21 protein-coding genes are annotated in these 22,379 nt (G+C 65.6%); 11 read left to right on the plus strand and 10 right to left on the minus strand.

Annotated features, from left to right (window positions below; all coding sequences use genetic code 11):
• Nucleotides 1–4: 4 nt before the first annotated feature.
• Both rodA and LMJ30_RS04185 read left to right on the plus strand, forming a co-directional pair.
• Entirely contained in the window at nt 5–1,117 is a 1,113-nt protein-coding gene (gene rodA, locus LMJ30_RS04180; protein ID WP_229431088.1) for a rod shape-determining protein RodA, read from the plus strand.
• Complete coding sequence (locus LMJ30_RS04185) at nt 1,117–2,136, plus strand: septal ring lytic transglycosylase RlpA family protein (protein WP_229431089.1); 1,020 nt, start codon at nt 1,117–1,119, stop codon at nt 2,134–2,136. The genes rodA and LMJ30_RS04185 overlap by 1 nt, the downstream gene beginning before the upstream one ends.
• 10 nt (nt 2,137–2,146) lie before the next feature.
• Here the strand turns inward: LMJ30_RS04185 and LMJ30_RS04190 are convergent, their stop codons facing one another.
• Genes LMJ30_RS04190 through argS form a run of 7 tightly spaced genes read right to left on the minus strand, consistent with a single transcriptional unit; the run spans nt 2,147 to nt 8,189 of the window.
• On the minus strand, nt 2,147–2,836 hold the full coding sequence (locus tag LMJ30_RS04190; protein ID WP_229431090.1) for an SPOR domain-containing protein: 690 nt from the start codon (nt 2,834–2,836) through the stop codon (nt 2,147–2,149).
• Between the two features lie 3 nt (nt 2,837–2,839).
• Nucleotides 2,840–3,565 carry a type III pantothenate kinase gene (locus LMJ30_RS04195; protein ID WP_229431091.1) on the minus strand — a complete coding sequence of 242 codons (726 nt, stop codon included), beginning with the start codon at nt 3,563–3,565 and terminating at the stop codon, nt 2,840–2,842.
• On the minus strand, nt 3,566–4,333 hold the full coding sequence (locus LMJ30_RS04200; protein WP_229431092.1) for a biotin--[acetyl-CoA-carboxylase] ligase: 768 nt from the start codon (nt 4,331–4,333) through the stop codon (nt 3,566–3,568).
• A complete protein-coding gene (locus LMJ30_RS04205) occupies nt 4,330–5,103 on the minus strand; it encodes an SDR family oxidoreductase (protein ID WP_229431093.1) in 774 nt (257 codons plus the stop codon). The genes LMJ30_RS04200 and LMJ30_RS04205 overlap by 4 nt, the downstream gene beginning before the upstream one ends.
• A gap of 19 nt (nt 5,104–5,122) precedes the next feature.
• Nucleotides 5,123–5,794 carry a thiol:disulfide interchange protein DsbA/DsbL gene (locus LMJ30_RS04210; protein ID WP_229431094.1) on the minus strand — a complete coding sequence of 224 codons (672 nt, stop codon included), beginning with the start codon at nt 5,792–5,794 and terminating at the stop codon, nt 5,123–5,125.
• 23 nt (nt 5,795–5,817) lie between these two features.
• Nucleotides 5,818–6,456 carry an SPOR domain-containing protein gene (locus LMJ30_RS04215; protein ID WP_229431095.1) on the minus strand — a complete coding sequence of 213 codons (639 nt, stop codon included), beginning with the start codon at nt 6,454–6,456 and terminating at the stop codon, nt 5,818–5,820.
• Nucleotides 6,457–6,476: 20 nt separating this feature from the next.
• Nucleotides 6,477–8,189, minus strand: a complete 1,713-nt coding sequence (argS, locus tag LMJ30_RS04220) for an arginine--tRNA ligase (RefSeq protein ID WP_229431096.1) — start codon at nt 8,187–8,189, stop codon at nt 6,477–6,479.
• Between the two features lie 182 nt (nt 8,190–8,371).
• On the opposite strand from argS, the gene rsmB reads away from it, so the two are divergent.
• The 8 genes from rsmB (at nt 8,372) to LMJ30_RS04260 (ending at nt 16,503) form a co-directional block, all read left to right on the plus strand.
• Nucleotides 8,372–9,802: a 16S rRNA (cytosine(967)-C(5))-methyltransferase RsmB gene (gene rsmB / locus LMJ30_RS04225; RefSeq protein WP_229431097.1), complete on the plus strand. Its 1,431-nt coding sequence runs from the start codon at nt 8,372–8,374 to the stop codon at nt 9,800–9,802.
• Nucleotides 9,803–9,850: 48 nt separating this feature from the next.
• Nucleotides 9,851–10,414 carry a DUF4390 domain-containing protein gene (locus LMJ30_RS04230; RefSeq protein WP_229431098.1) on the plus strand — a complete coding sequence of 188 codons (564 nt, stop codon included), beginning with the start codon at nt 9,851–9,853 and terminating at the stop codon, nt 10,412–10,414.
• Nucleotides 10,415–12,691 carry a sensor histidine kinase gene (locus LMJ30_RS04235; RefSeq protein ID WP_229431099.1) on the plus strand — a complete coding sequence of 759 codons (2,277 nt, stop codon included), beginning with the start codon at nt 10,415–10,417 and terminating at the stop codon, nt 12,689–12,691.
• Between the two features lie 90 nt (nt 12,692–12,781).
• Nucleotides 12,782–13,501 carry a response regulator gene (locus tag LMJ30_RS04240; protein WP_229431100.1) on the plus strand — a complete coding sequence of 240 codons (720 nt, stop codon included), beginning with the start codon at nt 12,782–12,784 and terminating at the stop codon, nt 13,499–13,501.
• Nucleotides 13,498–13,869, plus strand: a complete 372-nt coding sequence (locus tag LMJ30_RS04245; protein WP_229431101.1) for a P-loop NTPase family protein — start codon at nt 13,498–13,500, stop codon at nt 13,867–13,869. Before LMJ30_RS04240 ends, LMJ30_RS04245 begins: the two co-directional genes overlap by 4 nt.
• A gap of 109 nt (nt 13,870–13,978) precedes the next feature.
• On the plus strand, nt 13,979–14,236 hold the full coding sequence (locus LMJ30_RS04250; RefSeq protein WP_131428549.1) for a BTH_I0359 family protein: 258 nt from the start codon (nt 13,979–13,981) through the stop codon (nt 14,234–14,236).
• Nucleotides 14,237–14,368: 132 nt separating this feature from the next.
• Nucleotides 14,369–15,136 carry a class II glutamine amidotransferase gene (locus LMJ30_RS04255; RefSeq protein ID WP_229431102.1) on the plus strand — a complete coding sequence of 256 codons (768 nt, stop codon included), beginning with the start codon at nt 14,369–14,371 and terminating at the stop codon, nt 15,134–15,136.
• 86 nt (nt 15,137–15,222) lie between these two features.
• Entirely contained in the window at nt 15,223–16,503 is a 1,281-nt protein-coding gene (locus LMJ30_RS04260) for an EAL and HDOD domain-containing protein (protein WP_229431103.1), read from the plus strand.
• Nucleotides 16,504–16,550: 47 nt separating this feature from the next.
• Here the strand turns inward: LMJ30_RS04260 and LMJ30_RS04265 are convergent, their stop codons facing one another.
• Complete coding sequence (locus tag LMJ30_RS04265) at nt 16,551–16,928, minus strand: SPW repeat protein (RefSeq protein WP_229431104.1); 378 nt, start codon at nt 16,926–16,928, stop codon at nt 16,551–16,553.
• 157 nt (nt 16,929–17,085) lie between these two features.
• Complete coding sequence (gene metH / locus LMJ30_RS04270) at nt 17,086–20,850, minus strand: methionine synthase (RefSeq protein WP_229431105.1); 3,765 nt, start codon at nt 20,848–20,850, stop codon at nt 17,086–17,088.
• 318 nt (nt 20,851–21,168) lie between these two features.
• Here metH and LMJ30_RS04275 point away from each other — a divergent pair, with 318 nt between their 5' ends.
• On the plus strand, nt 21,169–21,423 hold the full coding sequence (locus LMJ30_RS04275) for a BrnA antitoxin family protein (RefSeq protein WP_229431106.1): 255 nt from the start codon (nt 21,169–21,171) through the stop codon (nt 21,421–21,423).
• On the opposite strand, the gene fmt is transcribed toward LMJ30_RS04275, so the two are convergent.
• Nucleotides 21,420–22,376: a methionyl-tRNA formyltransferase gene (gene fmt / locus LMJ30_RS04280; RefSeq protein WP_229431107.1), complete on the minus strand. Its 957-nt coding sequence runs from the start codon at nt 22,374–22,376 to the stop codon at nt 21,420–21,422. The genes LMJ30_RS04275 and fmt overlap by 4 nt on opposite strands.
• Between the last annotated feature and the right edge of the window lie 3 nt (nt 22,377–22,379).

Consider the following 22,379-nt stretch of genomic DNA (forward strand, 5'->3'; position numbering starts at 1 on the left):
TAACATGCGCATCAACGAACGCCGCTCGCTCTGGCGCCGCATGCGGCCCTACTTCATGGTTTTCGACGGGCCGCTGGCGCTGATCGTGTTCCTGCTCGCCGCCACCAGCCTGGTCACCTTGTACTCGGCCGGTATCGACTTTCCTGGCAGGGTCGAGGCGCAGATCCGCAATATCATCGTGGCCTTCGTCTTCATGTGGCTCGCCGCGCTGGTGCCGCCGCAGACCCTGATGCGGCTCGCCGTGCCGATCTATACATTCGGCGTCGCGCTGCTGGTGGCGGTGTTCATGTTCGGGATTATCAAAAAGGGCGCGCGCCGCTGGCTGCACGTGGGTATCGACATCCAGCCGTCCGAGATCATGAAGATCGCCATGCCGCTGATGCTGGCCTGGTACTTCCAGCAGCGCGCCGGCGTGGTGCGCTGGAGTTCCTTCCTGGTCGCGGCGGTGCTGCTGGCGGTTCCGGTCGGCCTGATCCAGCTGCAGCCCGACCTCGGCACCTCGCTGCTGGTGCTGGCCTCGGGGATGTATGTGATCTTTTTGGCGGGCCTGTCGTGGAAGGCCATTGCCGGCCTGGTGGTAGCGTTTTTCGCCAGCCTGCCGGTAGCATGGTCGCTGATGCATGACTACCAGCGTGAGCGCGTAATGACCCTGATCGACCCCACCGCCGACCCGCTCGGTAAGGGCTTCCACATCCTCCAGTCCATCATCGCGATCGGTTCAGGCGGCATCTCGGGCAAGGGCTGGCTGCACGGGTCGCAGGCCCACCTCGAATTCCTGCCCGAGGCCACCACCGACTTCGCTTTCGCGGTCTTCGCCGAAGAGTTCGGGCTGATCGGCATCCTGGTGCTGCTGTTCATGTACCTGCTGCTGATCGGGCGCGGCCTGATGATCGCCGCGAACGCGGCCAACCTGTTCTCACGCCTGCTGGCGGGCGCGATCTCGATGATCTTCTTTACCTTCGTATTCATCAATATGGGCATGGTCAGCGGCATCCTGCCGGTGGTCGGCGTGCCGCTGCCGTTCCTCAGTTACGGCGGCACGGCGCTGATGACGCTGGGCCTGTGCCTGGGCATCCTGATGAGCATCCAGCGCCACCGCAAGCTGGTGCAAACTTGATGCCGCGCGCGCACGGAAGGCTGTCGATCGCGCTGTCCGCGCTGGTGCTGGCCGGATGCGGCAGCACCTCGGACAGCGAGAAGCGCTCTATCTGGAAGTTCCCGACGCCATTCCACAAGGCTGAGCGCCATCCTTCGGTCGACCCGGACCTGCCGTTGCTGCCGCGCGCCGGCTCGGGCCGCGGCGGCTACTACAAGGACGACGGGCCGGGCGATAATCCGCCGCCCAACCTGAAGGATGTCGCCGACGCCGAGGTGCGCGCCGAGCCGTATTCGAAGTACGCCAACCGTCCGTACACCGTGTTCGGCAAGACCTATGTCCCGATCGTCAACGAGGAACCGTTCGTGCAGCGTGGCGTGAGCAGCTGGTATGGCAAGAAGTTCCACGGCCAGCGCACCTCGTCCGGTGAGCTGTACGACATGTACAAGATGACCGCCGCCCATCCGACGCTGCCGATCCCGTCGTACGCGCGCGTGACCAATATCTCGAGCGGCAAGCAGGTGGTGGTGCGGATTAACGACCGCGGGCCTTTCCATGCGGGCCGCGTCATCGATGTCTCGTTTACGGCTGCGCTCAAGCTTGGCCTGCTGGGCAAAGGCAGCCATGAGGTGGAGGTCGAGCGCCTGCTGCCGAACCGGGTTATCAACGTCGCGGAGCAAAGGCGCAACGCGCCGCAGGCGGCGGTGCCGGCGCCTGCGCGCGACAGCGCACCTGCAGGCATCGCCGCCCTGATGCTGAACGACCATGCGTTGGATACCGAAGCATCGACGGAACGGCCGGTAGCGGCGCCTTCGAACGCCTTCTACCTGCAACTGGGCGCCTACGCCCGCGCCGACAAGGCCGAACAGGCGCGCGAACGCCTGCTTAACAACGCGGCGGTACGCGGCGTGCTGGAGGTGGTGAAGGGGGGTAGCATGCACCGCCTGTTCAGCGGGCCTTTCGCCAGCCGCGACGAGGCCAACGAAGCGCTGCGCGAACTGAAGGGCATGGGCCTGAAACCGATGGTGGTCAGGCGCTAGCGCCGGCTGGCTACTTGCAGCTGCGCGCGCGCTGGCCCGGGAACGACGCCGCGACGCGGTCGATCCGGTCGCGCATGGCTGGCTCGATGTCGCGGAAACGGTAGTTCACGCGGGTGACCTGGGCGCCGCGGCCGCTGATGCGCGCGCCTTGCACACCCTGCTTGTTCAGCGCAGCGAGCAAGGTCTTGGCTGCATTCTCCGATTTGAACACGCCCAGCGAAATCGCCCACTTCATCGGCGTATTGTCCGGAATGACGTAGTAATTGGTGACGCCGAGATTCTTCAGCTCCTCCGCCTTGCTGTCGGCGGCCGCGCGCGTCGCCTGCGGCGGGATGTGCACCATGTAGCTGCCCACTTCCGTGGTCGTCACGTTCTGCCGCACCGGCTTGAGTTGCCCGAGCGCGGCAATGCGGGTATCGAAGCGGCGCGCGTCCACGGCGACCAGGGGGCCGACTTCAAGGCAGGCGACCAGCGCAGGCGCGGCTGCCACCGGTTCGGGCAGCGCTGCAGGCGCGGGCTCGGCCGCTTTCACCGCCGCAGCTTGCGAGGCCGGGACCAGTTTGAGCTTGTCGGCGTTGACCTGGTTCTTCATGCGCGCAGGTTCGCGCTCGTTGCCCTTGAAATTGCCGAGGTAGCCGCGCCCATACGCGAACAGGGCTACGTTGAAGGACAGCAGGATCCAGAAGAGAAATTTCAGCACAGCTTATCCCGTAGAAGTGGCGGCCGCATGCAAGCCGACCAGGACGATATTATCGATCAGCCGGTGCGGGATGGATAGCGCCGGCGCAATGTAGGGCGCCGCCCCGCCCGAGATCAGGCACAGCGCGCCGCCATGCAGGCGGCTGGCGCGTTCGATGGCGCCTGCCTGCGCCGACAGGCAGCCGGAGCGGATCGCGTCGTTGGTGTTGTCCGCGAACGCGGGCGGCGCGGTTCCGGTTTCCACCTGTGGCAGCTGCGCCGTGTTGGCGGCCAGCGATGCAGCCATCAGGCCCAGCCCGGGCAGGATCATCCCGCCCAAAAAGACGCCGTCCGCACTGACCGCGTCGATGGTTGTCGCCGTTCCGCACGTGGCAACCACCAGCGGCTGCGCGGGCGCCAGTGCGCGCGCGCCGAGGGCTGCGGCAAACCGGTCGCAGCCCAGCTGCGCGGGATTTCGGTAGCTGTTGCGCAGGCCAGCCAGTTCCGGGACGGACGCAAACCAGGTGACTGCCGCCGGCGGCAGCATCAGCTGCAGCTGGTCGCGCCGTGCCTGGCCGGCCACGTTGGAGACGACGACGCGATCGATATGCGCGCCGTGCCAGGCCTGGGGCAGGTGGTTCAGGTCGGCGTTGGCGACTGCGCCGCTGGCGCTCCATTGCCCGAGCGCCGCGCCGTGTTCCGCCAGCGCCCACTTGATGCGTGTATTGCCCGCGTCGACCAGGAGCAGCATCTAGGCCTCCCGCGTGCGCAGCGAAACGTCGCCGGCCAGCACGGTGATGCGGCCCTCGGCGCAATCGAGCAGCAGGCGGCCGCTGTCGTCGACCCCGGCGGCGAGCCCGTCATGCAGCACCGCGCCGTTGTCCAAAATCGAGACCGGGCGCCCCTGCCATGCGTGCAGGCGGTTCCAGCGCGCGCTGAAGGCGCCAAAGCCGGCCTGGCGGAATTCGCCGAGGGCGGCCGCGAGGCTGGCGAGGATCGCCGCCATCAGCGCGTCGCGGTCCATCTGCGCCAGCCACGGCGCCGCCGCCACGCTGCGCCCGATGCGCTCTTCCAGCTCGTCCGGCATGCGCAGGTTCATCCCGATGCCAATTACGGCCCAGATGCCCCCGTCCGGTGCGGCCTGGGTTTCGATCAGCACCCCGGCCAGCTTGCTGCCGTCCTTGAGCACATCGTTCGGCCACTTCAGCTGCACCTGGACGCCGCAGGCGGCCAGCGCGCCGGCCAGCGCGACGCCGACTGCGAGCGGCAGGCCGGCCAGCTGCTGCAGCGGCAGGTCGAATTTCCACGCCAGCGAAAAGGTCAGCGAATCGCCCGGCGCCGACAGCCAGCTGCGCCCGGCGCGTCCGCGGCCGGCGGTCTGGTGTTCGGCCACCAGCAGGGTAGGGCCCTCAAGGGTGGAAGCACGGCCCAGCAGGTCGGCGTTGGTCGAACCGGTTTCGGCAACGACTTCCACCGCCACCTGCGTGCCGCTGCGCTGCGCGATTGCGCCGGCGTTCATGGCGCCGCCTTGCGCGCCTTGTGCGGCGCGCGCGAGAAGGCAAAGTCGTAGACGGCGTTGGGAAGCGCGCGCAGCAGCTTGGCGACCACGCCCATCTGCCACGGAATGACGGCGTAGCTGGCGCCGCGCCCGATCGCATCGGCAGCCTTTGCGGCAAACCGTTCGGCCGGCATCAGGAAGGGCATCGGATACTTGTTATGGCGGGTCATCGGCGTGTCGATGTAGCCGGGCGCGATCGTGACGACCTTGATGCCGTCGCGCTTGAGCTCCAGCCGCAGCGATTCGCAGTAGCTGAGCACTGCCGCCTTGGACGCGCTGTAGGCGCCGGCGCCGGGCAAGCCGCGAATGCCGGCCACGCTGCCGATGCCCACCAGGCGGCACGGCCCCGGCTGGGCCTTCATGGTGGCGATAAACGGTGCGAAGGTGGCCACTGTCGCGCTGACGTTGGTGGCGAGGATGGTGTCGAACACCGGCAGGTCGGCGGCGAATTCGGTCAGGGTGCCGTGCGAAATGCCGGCGTTGGCAATGACGACGTCGGCGCCGCCCTGCGTCGCGATGAAGTCCCGCGCGGCCGCGGCAAGCGCGCCGTGGTCGAGGACATCGACTGCGTACACCTTGTGCAGGTGGGGATTGGGAAGGCTGGCGGCAAGCTGCTCGAGCAGTTCCCGGCGCCGCGCCACCAGGCCCAGGGTGGCGCCGCGCGCGGCATACTCGGCAGCCAGGGCGGCGCCGATGCCGGAAGATGCGCCCGTAATGAATACGCGTGTCATGGCCGGGCGCATCGCCTGCTTATTTATTGGTTGCCTTGACTTTGGCGACCAGGTGGTTCAGCACCAGGAGCGCGCCCTGCTGCTGTTCGGCTTCGGTCTGGCTGGTCTTGACGGCCACGTTGGCCAGCGATGGGGAGGTCAGGTAGCGTCCGCCGACCGCGAGGATTGGCCAGTGGTCGATCTTGTAGTTCTCCATCATGGCGGCAGCGCGGCGCGTCTTGGCTTCCATGCCGAACGAGCGGTAGGCGGCGATGAATTTGGCGCGGTCGATGCCGGCCTTTTCTACCCAGTCGAACACCGCCTCGTCGTTCTGGAAGCGCTGGCGCTCGTGGTGCATTGCGCGGAACACCTTGGCATGGTACTGCTCGACCAGGCCCATCGCCTCCAGCGTGTAGTACAGGCGCTGCTGCGGCAGCACGCCATTGCCGCGGCTGATGTGCACGCGCTTGAAGACGATATTTCCGCCCTGTTTTTTCACCCAGTCGGCCAGTACTGGCTCGAAGGCGTCGCAGTGCGGGCATGCGTAGTCGAAGAACTCGGTCACTTCGACCTTGTTGCCAGAATCGGTGTTCTGGACTTCCGGCAGGGTCAGGTACTCGGTGCCGTTTACCGGGCTGGCAGGGGAGGCGCTGGCGGTTGCGGCCACGGCGCACAGCGCGGCGGCGCACAGGATGGTACGGATGAATCGCATGCTGGAAGCTCCTGGGGTGAAAATTATTTTTGGTTGCGGACGATCGCCACATCGACGCCTGCATCGATCAGCTTGGCGCGCGCGCGGTTCATCGTCTCGACCTGGTTGTACGGGCCGATGCGCACGCGGTGCAGCACGTCGGCGCCGTTGGCGCGGTCGGTGATGGCCGCTTCGAAACCGAGCAGCGCGAGCTTGGCGCGCGTGTTTTCGGCGTCGGCCATCTCGCGGAAAGCGCCGGCCTGCAGGTAGTAGATGGTCTTGTCTTCGCCCGCTTCGGCGGCGGCAGGCGCCGGCGCTGGTGCGGGAGCTGCCGGCGCAGGCGCAGGCGCCGCCGGCGTGGCATCGTTATCCAGCCCGGCGATGACCTCGCCCAGCGGATCGGCCTCGGGGGCTTTCGGCTTGCCCGCGAACTGCTTGTTCGCTTCGCGCGCGGCCTGCTTGTCGCCGTACAGCGGCTTGTTCGGATCGGCGGCCTGGCCGGCCTGCGGCTCGCCCATTTTTCCGAGCTTGCCGGTCTTGTCGGTGAAAGGCGTGGCGCCCTTGGTGATCAGGAGCGCCACGATGACGGCGATCACCAGGCCGATGATCAAGCCGATGATGATGCCGGTGAGTGTGTTGCCGCGCTGGCGCGCGGGTGAAACGGAGCGGAGTTGTGCTTTCATCTGGACCCTGGTTTGGCCAATTACATCTTGTTTGGTGCGGACACGCCGATCAGCGCGAGGCCGTTGCGCAGTACCTGGCGGGTGGCGGTGGCCAGCGCCAGGCGTGCCAGCTTGAGCGGCTCGTCATCGTCGAGCAGCCACTTGTGCGCGAAGTAGTAGCTGTGCAGCTCGCCGGCCAGCTCGCGCAGGTAGAACGCCACCTGGTGCGGGCCAAGCTCGGACTGCGCGCGCGCGAGCACTTCCGGATAGGCCGCCAGTTTGGCCAGCAGGCTCGCTTCGTGCGGGGTCGCCAGCAGCGACAGGTCGGCATTGGCCAGCTGTGCCTCGTCGCCGCCCCAGTTAGCCAGCGCCGAGCAGATGCGCGCATGGGCGTACTGCACGTAATAGACCGGGTTTTCATCGCTGGTGGCCAGCGCGACGTCGACGTCGAACACGAACTCGGTGTCGGCCTTGCGTGAAATAAGGAAGAAGCGCACGGCGTCGCGGCCCTTGCCGATGTCGCCGCCGCCCGACCATTCGATCAGGTCGCGCACGGTGACGTAGGAACCGGCGCGCTTGGAGATCTTGACCTCCTCGCCGTCCTTCATCACGGTGACCATCTTGTGCAGCACATAGTCAGGGTAGCCTTGCGGGACGCCCATGTCGACCGCCTGCAGGCCGGCGCGCACGCGCGCGATGGTGCCGTGGTGGTCGCTGCCCTGGATGTTAATGGCCTGGCCGAAGCCGCGCTGCCATTTGGTGATGTGGTAAGCCACGTCCGGCACGAAGTAGGTGAAGGTGCCGTCGGACTTGCGCATCACGCGGTCCTTGTCGTCGCCGTATTCGGTGGTGCGCAGCCACAGCGCGCCTTCGTGCTCGTAGGTTTTGCCGGAGCGGAGCAGGGTGTCGACGGCGGCTTCCACTTTGCCTTCGAGGTAAAGCGAGGACTCGAGGTAGTAGTTGTCGAACTTGACGCCGAAGGCCTGCAGGTCGATGTCCTGCTCGTTGCGCAGGTAGGTCACGGCGAATTTGCGGATCGATTCGATATCGTCGGCATCGCCGCTGGCGGTCACCGGCAGGCTGTCGCTGGCCGACACGGTTTTGCCGGCCATGAAGTCGTCGGCGATGTCCTGGATGTAGTCGCCGTTGTAGGCCGACTCCGGCCAGCCGGCGTCGCCCGGCTTGATGCCGCGCGCGCGCGCCTGCACCGAATTGGCCAGGGTCGCGATCTGTACGCCGGCGTCGTTGTAATAGAACTCGCGGGTGACCGCAAAGCCCTGCGCCTGGAACAGCGCCGACAGCGCGTCGCCCAGCGCGGCCTGGCGGCCGTGGCCCACGTGCAGCGGGCCGGTCGGGTTGGCCGAGACGAATTCAAGGATGACTTTTTTGCCCTGGCCAAGCTCGCTGCGGCCGAACTGGCCCTGCTGCTGCATGATCGTGCGCACCACCGACTGCTTGGCGCTGGCCGCCACGCGCAGGTTGATGAAACCGGGGCCGGCGATGTCGGCGCTGTCGACCAGGCCCTTGCCGGCCGGGTTCTCGAGCAGGCCGGCGACGATTTTGGTGGCCAGCTCGCGCGGGTTCATTTTCAGTTGCTTGGCCAGCTGCATGGCGATATTGCACGCGATGTCGCCGTGCGACGGGTCGCGCGGGCGCTCCAGCACGACGTTTGGCGTGAGGCCGCTGCCTTCGAGGATTGGGGCGAGGGCGGCCTGGAACAGGGCGGCGATTTCTTGTTTTTGTTGGGCGAGCATGTGCGGTGGTCTGTAAAGTGAAGGTGCGGTGGCTGGGCCACGGGCAAAGATTGGTCAATTATACTGGTTTGGGGCCGCCCGGAGTACCGCCGGCTACTGCGCACCGGTGGCTTGTTTAAGCTTGGCTTATGTATTCACCCGGTACAATGGCGCCTTTCATTAGCACTATTGTAAAGACGACCATGACCGACAAGCGCCCGACGCTCTCCCTGAAGCCAGCGCCCAAGAAGACCGGCGCGCCGAAACGCGCACCCGCGCCTGCGATCCGGCCCAGCTACGAGGTCAAGCCGGTGCTGCAAAGCGGCTACCGGCCTGACCTGCGCGACGACTCGCTGGCGCTGGCGCTGACCGGCGCCGCCCACGCGGTGGCGCAGGTGCGCGGCGGGGTCACCCTGCCGCAGGCGCTTGGGGTGGCCTTCGGCGTGATGGACGCTTCGCCGCAGGCGCGCGGCGCAATCCAGGACATCGCTTACCGCGCCATGCGCAAGCTGGGCCGAAGCGAGGTGCTGGTCGGGCTGATGACGTCGAAAGCCCCGGAGCCGCCGATGCTGGCCGGCCTGCTGTGCAGCGCGCTGGCGCTGCTTGACACGCCGGAAGGACAGGCCGCGGCCTACGAGGAATTCACCGTGGTCGACCAGGCCGTGACGGCCGCGGCCGCGCATCCCGACATGGCGCATGCGCGCGGCATGGTCAACGCGGTGCTGCGGCGCTTCCTGCGCGAGCGCGCGGCGCTGGTGGCCGAAGCCGTCAAGCAGCCGGTCGCCGAGTGGAACTACCCGGACTGGTGGATCGATGCGGCCAGGGCGGCTTACCCGCGCCAGTGGCAGCAGATTCTTGCGGCCGGCAATGAAGCTCCGCCGCTGACCCTGCGCGTCAACCGCCGCAAGAGCAGCGTCGACGACTACCTGAAGCTGCTGCTCGGCGCCGGCATTGGCGCCACCCAGGTCGGCCCGAGCGCGGTCCGCCTCGACAAGCCGCTGCCGGTCACCCAGATCCCAGGCTTCGAGGCTGGCGTGGTGTCGGTGCAGGACGCCGGCGCCCAGGTCGCCGCGCCGCTGCTCGACCTGGCCGACGGCATGCGCGTGCTCGATGCGTGCGCCGCCCCGGGAGGCAAGACCGGCCATATCCTCGAACTGGCCGATGTCGACCTGACGGCGCTCGACTCCGACCCGAAGCGCCTGGTGCGGGTGCGCGAGAACCTCGACCGCCTCGGCATGCAGGCCACCCTGGCGCCGGCCCTGGCGCAGGAGAGCGGCTGGTGGGACGGCCGCCAGTTCGACCGCATCCTGGCCGACGTGCCGTGCACCGCCTCGGGCATCGTGCGGCGCCATCCGGACATCCGCTGGCTGCGCCGCAAGGGCGACACGCTCCAACTTGCAACACTTTCGGCCAAAATTCTCGACAACCTTTGGCAGATGCTGCGGCCCAATGGTAAATTGCTGTTCGTGACATGTTCGCTATGGCCCCAGGAATCGGAGGCGCAGGCCGCCGCGTTCGCGGTGCGCCACCAGGCGATCCGCCTCGACGCGCCAGGCCAGCTCCTTCCAGGCGCCTCTGCCGGGCAGGATCACGACGGATTGTTTTACGCGCTATTCCAAAAGAAGGCTGCGTGACGCGGGTCCTGTCGGCACTCAAACGATGATTAAGGCTCTGGCCCACTTGTGACACTACGATTTCTTCGACTCCTGGCATGCCAGCTGCTGCTGGCGCTTGCGTGCGCCCAGGCGCATGCGGCCGACGGCGTAGACGTCACGCGTGCCCGCATCGAGGCGACAGAGGACGGCTACAAGCTCGATGCCGCCTACGCCTTCGAGCTCACGCCGGCCGTGGAGGACGCCATCCACCATGGCGTCCACCTGTACTTCACCACCGAGGTGCGCCTGACTCGCCCGCGCTGGTACTGGCGCGACGAAAAGGCTGCGTCGGCCAAGCAGACCATCCATATCTGGTACAACGTCATCACGCGCGAGTACAACGTGCTGCCGCTTGGCAGCGTCAAGCAAAGCTTCCAGACGCTGGAAGACGCGCTTTTCCTGATTCGGCGCCCGAGCCGCTGGGTAGTTGCGCCGAAAGGCGCGCTCACGCCCGGCGAGACCTATGACGTGACACTGCGCATGGGGATGAACCGCGATTACATGTCCAAGCCGATCCAGGTCAATGCGGTCAGCAACGCCGGCTGGCGCCTGTCATCCGATTACAAAACCTTCAAGTACAAGGCCGAGTAAGTGAAACAGGGATTGCGGTACGCGGTAGTCGTCGCTGGCGGCGTCGTCAGCATCCTGTTGTTCCTGCTCGCCAGCGCCTCCGACAGCTCCGGCTTCTTCGACCGCTACTACTCCTGGCTGCTTGGCCTGAACGCCGCGGTCGCCGCCACCCTGCTGGTGTTCTCCATCGTCGCGCTGGCGCGCCTGTATTCACGCTACAAGTCCGGCAAGTTCGGATCGCGCCTGATGGCGCGCCTGATGATGCTGTTCGCCGCCATCGGCATCCTGCCGGGCCTCGTCATCTTCCTTGTCTCGGTCCAGTTCGTATCGCATTCGATCGAGTCCTGGTTCGACGTCAAGATCGAGGCCGCGCTGCAATCGGGCGTGAACCTCGGCGTGGCGGCGCTCGACCAGGCGCTGTCCGAACTGGGCGCGCAGGCCGAGGTGACCGCCGCCACGGTGGCCGGGCAGGACGTCTACTCCGGCCAGCAAATCCTCAAGCGCCTGCTGGACGAACGCGAAGGCATGCAGAACGCGATGATCATCGGCGCCGACGGCAAGGTGCTGGCGAGCGCCTCGCTGAACCGGCGCGCGGCCGACCTGCAGGCCGATATCCCGACCCCGCAAATGCTGCTGCAGGCCGTGATGCCGGGCGGTTATGCGCGCCCCGAAGGCGGTATCGAGCGCGACTTCCGCGAGGCGCCAGGCGCCTCCGATACCGCGCATGACGCGGCCACCGGCCTGCGCCTGCGCGTGGTGCAGGCGATTCCCGAACCGCCAGGCGCGCAGCCGCGCTTTTTACAGTTGATGCAGGCGGTGCCGGTGCACCTGGCCTCGAATGCGGAAGTGCTGCGCAGCGCCTACAGCGAATACCAGGAGCGCTTTGTGGCCCGCGTGGCGCTGCGCAAGATGTATATCGAGACGCTGACCCTGACCCTGCTGCTGGCGATCTTTGGCGCGATCGCCAGCGCCTTCGTCATCGCCGGCCGGCTGGCGCAGCCGCTGCTGGTGCTGGCCGAAGGCACGCGCGCGGTGGCCGAGGGCGACCTGTCGCCGCGCCCGATCGTGGCGACCAACGACGAACTGGGCACCCTGACCCAGTCGTTCAACATGATGACCGGCCAGCTGTTCGAAGCGCGCAGCGCCGTCGAGCGCAACCGCTCGGCGCTGCAAAGCGCCAAGGCCCACCTGGAGTCGGTGCTGGCCAATATGTCGGCGGGGGTGATCGTGCTCGACGCCGATTTCCATGTGGTGAACTCGAACGAAGCGGTCGAACGCATCTTGCAGCACCCGGTGGCCGCCCACCTCGGCGCGGCGCTGTCGGAAATCGCCGGCCTCGAAGTGTTTGCCGGCGCCGTCAACCGCGCGTTCTCGGCGCAGAGCGCGGGATCGGCGGCGGGCAGCGCGCGCCTGCGCAGCCACTGGCAGCAGCAGATCGAGATTCCGCGCCGGCCGGGCAGCGGCGACGACCACGACCTCACCCTGCTGGCGCGCGGCTCGCGCCTTCCGGTGGGCGCGGGCAGCGGCTTTATCGTGGTGTTCGACGATATCTCGGACGTGATCTCGGCCCAGCGTTCGATCGCCTGGGGCGAGGTGGCGCGCCGCCTGGCGCACGAAATCAAGAACCCGCTGACGCCGATCCAGCTGGCCGCCGAGCGGATGCAGATGAAGCTTGAAGGCCACCTCGAACAGAAGGAAGCCGACCTGCTGAACCGCGGCACCGCCACCATCGTCAACCAGGTCGACGCAATGAAGCGCATGGTCGACGACTTCCGCGACTATGCCAAGGCGCCGCCGGCCCACCTCGAGACGCTCGACCTGAATGCCCTGATCGGCGAGATCCTCGACCTCTACCTGGCCGGCGACGGCAGCGATATCATCCACGCCGCGCTGGCGCCAGGCCTGCCTGCGGTGATGGGCGACCCGACCCAGTTGCGCCAGGTGATACACAACCTGCTGCAAAATGCGCAGGATGCGATGAACGACCGGCCGCCCGGCGCGCCGCCGCCGCGCATCGACATCACCACGGAGGCGATCCACTACCAGGGTGCGGGCGGCGCCGCCGGCACCGCGGTACGCCTGTCGATCGTCGATAACGGTCCCGGGTTCGCGCCGCGCATCCTGGCGCGCGCGTTCGAACCGTATGTTACGTCGAAGGTGCGCGGCACCGGCCTTGGCCTGCCGATGGTGAAAAAAATCGTCGACGAACACGGTGGCAGGATCGACATCCAGAACCGTAGTGACGGAACAGGCGCGTCAGTCTTGATTTTGCTGTTAAAGTTAGCGCCTGCGGCATAGTGGCGTAAGGTAAGAATCAAGAATAGAATCATGGCTTCGGCGGCATGCCACGCGTGCGGCCCAGCATGGGCGAAATCAGGAAGGCATTAGATGGCAAACATACTCGTAGTTGATGATGAAATGGGCATCCGCGAGCTCCTCTCGGAGATCCTTGGCGATGAAGGCCATGCGATCCAACTCGCCGAAAATGCGCAGCAGGCACGCGATGCGCGGGCGGCGGGCGCGCCCGACCTGGTACTGCTCGACATCTGGATGCCGGATACGGACGGCGTCACCCTGCTCAAGGAATGGCAGCGCGACGGCCTGTTGACGATGCCGGTCATTATGATGTCGGGCCACGCGACAATCGACACGGCCGTCGAGGCGACCCGTATTGGCGCGCTGAATTTCCTCGAAAAGCCGATCGCGCTGCAAAAACTGCTCAAGGCGGTGCAGCAGGGCCTGTCGCGCGCCCAGGAAGTGGTGCGCGCCCCGGCCATCGCGCCGCGCCCGATGATGGCGGCGCAGGTCGAGGAAAGCATCGTGGCGGGGGCGCCGATGTTCGCCGCCAGCCCGCAGCCGGTAGGCATCCCGGCCCGCGTCGGCGGCCTGCCGAATGGCGAAGGACACGGCTACAACCTGTCGTTCGACCTGCCGCTGCGCGAGGCGCGCGACGCCTTCGAGCGTATGTACTTCGAACACCACCTCGGGCGCGAAGGGGGCAGCATGACCCGCGTGGCCGAAAAAACCGGCCTCGAGCGCACCCACCTGTACCGCAAGCTCAAGCAACTCGGCGTCGAGCCGGGCAAGCTGGCCAAAAAAGGCCAATGACCGCAGCGGCGCTGCCGGCCACGCTCGTGACCGGCCCCAGCGCTGCTGCGCGCGAGGCGGCCATCGGCGCCAGCCTGGCCGCCATGGGGCAGGGCGGCCACCTGGCCGTCATCCTCGAAGGCCTGCCCGATCCCCGCTCCATCCTCACTCCCTCCGGCTCCCTCGAAGTGCACCGCATCGCACCCGGTTGCGTATGCTGCACCGGCAATCTGGTTTTGCGTGTAACATTAAATCGTGTCCTGCGCCGGCGGCCCGAGCGCCTCTATATCGGGCTTGCCAGCACGGAACATCTTGATCAGTTGCGATCGTGGCTGCAGCAACCGCCATACGATCAGCTGTTGGAACTGACCCCGGACCTCAGCACTTGAATTTGGTTCCGGGATCCCCACCTCCCCATTGAACGGAGTGGAAAGTCAGCCGTCTGAACGCAGGCGGTTCCGATCTGCAAAACCGTCTGATCGAGTGAAGGAGTGACTTATGAATATGATCTACAACAGCGAACAGTACAGCGTCGTCGAGTTCGGCGTTGACCAGAACCTCGAAGCCCTGCGCTTCGGCGGTTATGAGATCGTCGACAAGTCGGGCCGCCGCGAAGCATTTATCGGCGGCAAGCTGGCACAATCGTTCCGCCGCGACGTCAATACGCTGATCGCCAGCGAACCTACCATGGAAGAGATTGACGACTTCCTCGGTTCGTACGATTCGTTGATGAGCAATCCTGTGCTCCTGCACTAAACCTGGGCCGGACGTGGGTCCCCTGCGGGCGGCCCACGCACCCGGCGCCTCCCGGCATTTCTCCCCTCTATATCGGCCGCACGGCCTGTCCCGGTTTGCAGCAGCTCAAAGCGCGCATGGTAAGCTTGCGCCATGTGCCAACTTCTCGGAATGAACTGCAATGTCCCTACGGACATTGTTTTTAGCTTCACCGGCTTTGCCCTGCGCGGCGGCCGCACCGACACCCACCACGACGGCTGGGGCATCGCATTTTTCGAAGGCCCCGGCGTGCGCCTGTTCGTCGATCACATGCCGGCGATCGAGTCTCCCGTTGCCGAACTGATCAAACGCTACCCGATCAAGTCCAAAAACGTCATTGCGCACATCCGCAAGGCGACCCAGGGCCATGTTGCGCTGGAAAACTGCCATCCCTTCGTGCGCGAACTGTGGGGGCGCTACTGGGTGTTTGCCCACAATGGCGACCTGAAGGACTTCGATCCGGGGCTCGATGGTCCGTTCCGCCCGGTAGGCACGACCGATAGCGAGCGCGCCTTCTGCTACCTGCTGCAGGAGCTGCGCGCGCGTTTTGGCGACGAACCGCCGCCGCTGGACGCCCTGCGGGCCGTGCTCGGCGAGCTGGTCCGCGCCATTGCCGCGCACGGCACTTTCAACATGATGCTGTCGGACGGCTCGGCCCTGTTCGCCCATTGCTCGACCGCCCTGCATTACGTGGTGCGCCAGTATCCGTTTCCTACCGCCAAGCTGGCCGACGAGGATGTCAGCGTCGATTTCGCCCAGGTCACCACCCCGCAGGACAGGGTGGCGGTGATCGTGACCGCGCCGCTGACCACCAACGAGGCGTGGACGGCGTTCGCCAGCGGCGAGATCAAGGTGTTCGTCGACGGCTGGCCGCTCGACTAAACCGGTCGATCAATGACAAAAAAGCCACAAAAACGGAAATAAAGGTTAAAGTATCGCCCATAATTTCCGTTTAGAACTGGCCCCGCATGATCGATACCGCAAGTCCCGACAACACCCGCTCGCACCTGCGGGTCCGAGATTTCTATCTCGGGCGACAGCCCATCCTTGGCCGCGACCAGGCGCTATACGGTTACGAACTGCTGTTTCGCAGTGCGCCGCTTGGGCCCGCCGGCATCGATTCCGACCTGTCGGCGACTGCTGCGGTGATCGCCCACGCCGCCCAGCTCGGCCTGGACCGGGTGCTGGGCGGCGCATGCGGCTTCCTCAATGTCGACGCGGAAGTGCTTAACAGCGACATCTTTGCCTTTTTGCCACGCGAAAAGCTGGTGCTGGAAATCCCCCAGTCGATGCAGCCTGGCGGCCCCCTGCTGGACCGGATCGCCGAACTGGCCGGTCACGGTTTCCGCTTCGCCCTGTCGGACGTGGGGGGCGAAACGCCCGGTTACGGCCAGCTGCTGCCGATGCTGGACTACCTCAAGATCAACCTGCGCAACACCTCGCAGGAGGCGCTTGAATGCATTGCGCCGCAGCTGAAGGCGACCGGCAAGAAGCTGGTGGCCGAGAAGGTCGAAACGCGCGAGGAATTCGACAGCTGCATGGCGCTGGGTATCGACTACTTCCAGGGCTTTTACTTTGCCCGTCCGGCCATCATCAGCGGCCGCAAACTGTCCCCGGGCCAGGTGGTCCTGCTCGAACTGATGAACCTGATCGATGCCGACGCCGACAACATCGTCATCGAACGCGCCGTCAAGAAAGACGTGCCCCTTGCGCTTAACCTGCTGCGGCTGGTCAATACGCCGGCCGCCGGCATCGTTCACCGCGTCGACTCGGTCAGCCAGGCGGTTACGGTACTGGGACGGCGCCAGCTGCAGCGCTGGCTGCAGATCATGCTGTACGCGGAGCCGGCGCGGCGCGGCGAAAGCATGCCGCCGCTGTTGACCCTGGCGACGGCGCGTGGCCGCCTGCTCGAACTGCTGGCGCAGCGCCTGCGTCCGGGCCAGCGCAGCGTGCCCGAGATCGCGTTCACGGTCGGCATCATGTCGCTGATGGATGCGCTGTTCGGCATGCCGATGGACGAGATCGTGCAGCAGATGCCGGTGAGTGAAGAGGTTGCCGATGCGCTGCTCAAGCGCAGTGGCTTCTTCGGTGAACTGTTGCGACTGGCTGAGAGCATCGAGATGATGGACGAGGGCGAGCAGCATGTAGCGCCCGCGCTGGCCGAACTGGCGCTGTCCGCGGAGGATCTCGGTGAACTGGAAGTCGCTGCGTTCGAATGGAGCGACAACGTCGCGCGCTACGCAATCTGATGTGCAAACAAACGCGAACCCGAAGGTTCGCGTTGTTGTTTGGGCGCTCAGTGCGCGCCGCCCGTGCCAGCCCACTGGCGGTGCAGGTCCGGGTCGCTGCGCAGCTCCCACAAGCCCAGCACGACCACGGCGATGCCGACGATGACCGAATTGGTCATCATCGCGCCCCTGTCGGCAAAGGCTGGCACCCATGGAGAAATCGCTATCCATGCCCCCAGCATCAGGTTGGCCGCCACTGCCCAGAAGTAGGTTTTGTAGAGATCGAAGGCGGCCAGCACTGCCATCACGGCGCCAACGATGTACGCGTTGATTGCCTGTGGCGAGTCGGTCGCGAGTCCAAGCACCCAGGGTGAAACGAACAGCCATACGCCCAGCAGCAGGATGACCTGGTCCTGCCAGCGCTTGGCGGAGAAGTGCAGTGCCATATAGCCTCCGTGAAGACAGTCCGGCGCGAAAAAGCAGCCGCCACAGGCGTCGCGCCGACACGCCCGCAACAGTGCTTGGACGGCGGAGGGGAGGCAAAAGTTCTGGCAAATCCGCAGTGCGGCGATCTCGATATCGCCGCCCGCGTCGTTGCCGGGCTTACGAGAGGTTGGGCGCCAGCCAGCGCTCGAGCTCGTCCTTGCTGGCGCCGCGGCGCGCCGCGTGGTCGGCCAACTGGTCGTCGCCGATCTTGCCGACCACGAAGTACTTCGATTCAGGATGGCCGAAGTAGAAGCCGGAGACGGCCGCGCCCGGGAACATCGCGAACGAGTCGGTCAGTTCCATGCCGATGTCCTTGGCCTGCAGCACGCGGAACATGTCGGCCTTGACCGTGTGTTCAGGACACGCAGGGTAGCCAGGCGCCGGGCGGATGCCCGCGTAGCGCTCGGCGATCAGGTCTTCGTTGCTCAGCGTCTCGGTGGCTGCATAGCCCCACAGGTCGGTGCGCACGCGCTCGTGCAGGTACTCGGCGAAGGCTTCGGCCAGCCGGTCTGCCAGCGACTTGAGCATGATCGACGAATAGTCGTCGTGCGCGTCCTCGAAGCGCTTCTCGTACTTCTCGATGCCCAGGCCCGCGGTGACGGCGAACATGCCGATGTAGTCGGCCACGCCCGATGATTTCGGCGCGATGAAATCGGCCAGGCACTGGTTCGGGCGCTGCACGCCGTCGACCACCGGCTTGACGCCCTGCTGGCGCAGGCCATAGTAGGTGAACGCCACTTCGGTGCGCGTGTCGTCGGTGTAGACCTCGATGTCGTCGTCGTTCACCGAGTTTGCCGGCAGCAGCGCGATGACGCCGTTGGCGGTCAGCCAGCGCCCTTCGATGACCTTCTTGAGCAGCGCCTGGCCTTCTTCAAACACGCGGCTGGCCGCTTCGCCAACCACCGGGTCTTTCAGGATGGCGGGGTAGGGGCCGGCCAGGTCCCAGGTCTGGAAGAACGGGCCCCAGTCGATGTACTTCGCCAACGCGGCCAGGTCGACATTGCGGAATTCGCGGCGGCCGATGAACTTCGGGCGCACCGGCGCGAAGTCCAGTTTGGCCTTGTTGGCGCGCGCGTCCTTCAGCGACAGCATTGGCAGCGCCTTCTTGTTGGCGTGCTGCTCGCGGATGCGCGCGTAGTCGTCGCTGATCTCTTCGATGTACTTGTCGCGCGTCTCGGGCGTGAGCAGCGACTGCGCTACCGATACCGAGCGCGATGCGTCCGGCACGTACACCACCGGGCCTTCGTAGTTGTGCGCGATCTTGACCGCAGTGTGGGCGCGGCTGGTGGTGGCGCCGCCGATCAGCAGCGGGATCTTCATCATGCGGAAGTGCGGGTCGCGCTGCATTTCGCGCGCCACGTGCGCCATCTCCTCCAGCGACGGGGTGATCAGGCCGGACAGGCCGACCATGTCCGCATTCTCGACCTTGGCGCGCGCCAGGATCTCGGAGCACGGCACCATAACGCCCATGTTCACGACTTCGAAGTTATTACACTGCAGGACCACCGACACGATGTTCTTGCCGATGTCGTGGACGTCGCCCTTGACGGTGGCGATGACGATCTTGCCCTTCGGCTTGGCGACGATGCCGGTCCGTTCTTCCTCCAGCTTCTTTTCTTCTTCGATGTACGGGATCAGGTGGGCCACGGCCTGCTTCATTACGCGCGCCGACTTGACTACCTGCGGCAGGAACATCTTGCCCTGGCCGAACAGGTCGCCGACGACGTTCATGCCGTCCATCAGCGGGCCTTCGATCACGTGGATCGGACGGCCGCCCGATTCAAGCAGCTGCTGGCGCGCTTCTTCGGTGTCTTCGACGATCCACTGCGTGATGCCGTGCACCAGCGCGTGCGACAGGCGCTGGTTGACCGTGCCTTCGCGCCATTCGAGGTTCTGGGCGTCCTGCTTCCCGCCCGCCTTGAGGGTGCCGGCGATTTCGATCATGCGCTCGGTGGCGTCCTCGCGGCGGTTCAGCACCACGTCCTCGACACGTTCGCGCAGCTCGGCCGGGATGTCGTCGTACACGCCCATCATGCCTGCGTTGACGATACCCATGGTCATGCCGGCCTTGATCGCGTGGTAGAGGAACACCGTGTGGATCGCTTCGCGCGCAGGATCGTTGCCGCGGAAGCTGAACGAGACGTTCGACACGCCGCCCGAGATCTTCGCGTGCGGCAGGTTCTCGCGGATCCAGCGGGTGGCGTTAATGAAGTCGACCGCGTAGTTGTTGTGTTCTTCGATGCCGGTGGCAATGGCGAAGATGTTCGGGTCGAAGATGATGTCTTCGGGCGGGAAGCCGACTTGCTCGGTCAGCACCTTATAGGCGCGCGCGCAGATTTCGGTCTTGCGCTCGAAGGTGTCGGCCTGGCCCTTCTCGTCGAAGGCCATGACGATGACGGCCGCGCCGTAGCGGCGGCACAGGCGCGCCTGGCGGATGAATTCTTCTTCGCCTTCCTTCATCGAGATCGAGTTGACCACCGCCTTGCCCTGCACGCACTTGAGGCCCGCTTCAATGACCGACCACTTCGACGAGTCGATCATGATCGGCACGCGCGAGATGTCAGGCTCGGACGCGATCAGGTTCAGGAAGCGCGTCATCGCGGCGCTTGAGTCGAGCATCGCTTCGTCCATGTTGACGTCGATGACCTGGGCGCCGTTTTCCACCTGCTGGCGCGCCACCGACAGCGCCTCGTCGTACTGCTCGTTCAGGATCATGCGCGCGAACGCTTTCGAGCCGGTGACGTTGGTGCGCTCGCCGACGTTGACGAACAGCGAGTCCTCGTCGATGGTGAACGGCTCCAGGCCCGACAGGCGCTGCGCCACCGGGATCTGCGGCACCACGCGCGGGGGGCTAGCTGCCAGCAAATCGGCGATCGCCTTGATGTGTTCCGGCGTGGTGCCGCAGCAGCCGCCGGCGATGTTGATGAAGCCAGCGTCGGCGAACTCGCGCAGCAGCGCCGAGGTGTCGGCCGGCAGCTCGTCAAAGCCGGTGTCGCTCATCGGGTTGGGCAGGCCGGCGTTCGGGTAGATGCAGACATAGGTGTCGGCGACCTTGGACAGCTCTTCCGCGTAGGGGCGCATCAGCGCGGCGCCGAGCGCGCAGTTAAGGCCGATGGTCAGCGGCTTCGCATGGCGCACCGAGTTCCAGAATGCCGGCACGGTCTGGCCGGACAAGATGCGGCCCGACGCGTCGGTAACGGTGCCCGAGATCATGATCGGCAGGCGTTCAGTGCCAGGATGTTCGTCGAAGTACTGGTCGATCGCGAACAGCGCGGCCTTGCAGTTGAGGGTATCGAAGATTGTCTCGACCAGCAGCACGTCGGCGCCGCCGTCGACCAGTCCGCGCACCTGTTCGAGGTAGCTTGCCGCCAGCTGGTCGAAGGTGATGTTGCGCGCGGCGGGGTCGTTGACGTCCGGCGAAATCGACGCGGTCTTCGGCGTCGGGCCGAGCGCGCCGGCGACGAAGCGCGGCTTGTCCGGCGTGCCGTACTTGTCGCAGGCGCGGCGCGCCAGCTTTGCCGCTTCGACGTTCATCTCATAGGCCAGGTGGCCCATGTGGTAGTCGTCCTGGGCGATGCTGGTGGCGCCGAAGGTATTCGTTTCGATCAGGTCGGCGCCGGCGGCCAGGTAGCGCTCGTGGATTTCCTGGATCACCTGCGGCTGCGTCAGCGTCAGCAGTTCGTTATTACCTTTGACGAAGAGCTCGCGCGCACCGCTGCCTTCCGGGGCGGCAAAGGCGGCGAAGCGTTCGCCGCGGTAGGCCGCTTCGTCGAGCTTGTACTGCTGGATGATCGTGCCCATTGCGCCATCAAGGATCATGATGCGGCGCGAAAGGATATCGCGCAGCTGGGTTTCGGTCTTTGAGATGGCGGTGGTCGTCATGTTGTGCTTTCAGTTGGCAATGGCCGGGCGGGCGCAACCCCGGGTCTAAAATTATACGTCATCATTAACGATCGCTTATCGCAGTGCAGCATTTCGATTTGCAAACAGCGTTTGTATCTTTATGTATTAAACCGTGACACAGAAACATGAGGATACAAAACCTGATCGCTCAGCAATCTTTACGTTACATGGCAAGGCGACAATCACAGTATTGACAGGTTTCGGGAGCAGGGTTTGCCCCGCAAATCAAACAATAGGCAGGAATCGCGCCGCCTGTCGCGTGCGCGGACGATCCGCCGTCGATATGAAGGATGAGGAATGAACAAGGATTTTGCACCGGTATGGGATGAACCAGCGCAGGGAAACTACCTGAGCAGCGCACCGCAGCAGCAGCCTGCCAAGAACACCAACACCCAGCAGAAGCAGATCGTGACGATCCGCCTGGACGTGGACATGCTCGACTGGTTCAAGTCGGCAGGCCCGGGCTACCAGACCCGCATCAACCAGTTGCTGCGTGACCATATGGAAGCCGAGCGCGCCAAGGCCGCCGCGGCCAGCGACGAAGCCGCTTAATCGAAACAGAGTCCTTCCAGCGGGAATCCCTTGAGGAATTCCTGCGCTGGAAGGCGCTTGCCGCCTGGTTTTTGCAGTTCGTTCAGGCGCAAGGTTCCTTCCTTGCATGCCACCACGATGCCGTGCTGCGCATCGGCCGCCAGCACCTGTCCCGGCAGGGCCGCGCTGCCGGCAGGCAGTGCTTCCGCACCCCAGACCTTGATCGTTACACCGTTGACTTCGGCATGCGCGCCGGGGAAGGGATTGAACGCGCGGATCTTGCGCGCGATCGCCGCTGCGGGCAGCGAAAAATCGATCGCCGCTTCATCCTTGCTGATCTTGGCCGCGTAGGTGATGCCAGCTTGCGGCTGGGGGACGGCCTTGACGTTGCCCAGCTCCATTTCGCGCAGGGCCGCGACGATCATCTGCCCGCCCAGCGCGGCAAGCTTGTCGTGCAAGGTGGCGGTGGTGTCGGACGGGGCGATCGCCACGCGCTCCATCATCAGCATCGGGCCGGTATCCAGGCCTTCTTCCATTTCCATGATGGTCACGCCGGTTTCCGCATCGCCGGCTTCGATGGCGCGGTGGATCGGCGCGGCGCCGCGCCAGCGCGGCAGCAGCGAACCGTGGATGTTGATGCAGGGCTTGATGTTGAGCGTGCTGAGCGGCAGGATCAGGCCGTAGGCGGCCACCACCATCACGTCGTAGTCCAGCGCGCGCAGGCGCGCATGCGCGGCGGCAGCCTGGGCCGCGCGCTCCGGGTCCTTGCTGTCCATGCGCAGCGACAGCGGCTGCAATACCTCGATGCCATGCGCCAGCGCGTACTGCTTGACGGCGGAGGCCTGCAGCTGCATGCCGCGCCCCGCGGGGCGGTCGGGCTGGGTCAGGACCAGGGGGATTTCAAAGCCGGCCTCGTGCAGGGCACACAGGGCGACAGCGGCAAACTCCGGGGTGCCGGCAAAGACGACTTTCATTGC

Origin of the sequence: Massilia agrisoli (assembly GCF_020831365.1) — a bacterium.
In the GTDB taxonomy this organism is placed as follows: domain Bacteria; phylum Pseudomonadota; class Gammaproteobacteria; order Burkholderiales; family Burkholderiaceae_D; genus Telluria_A; species Telluria_A agrisoli.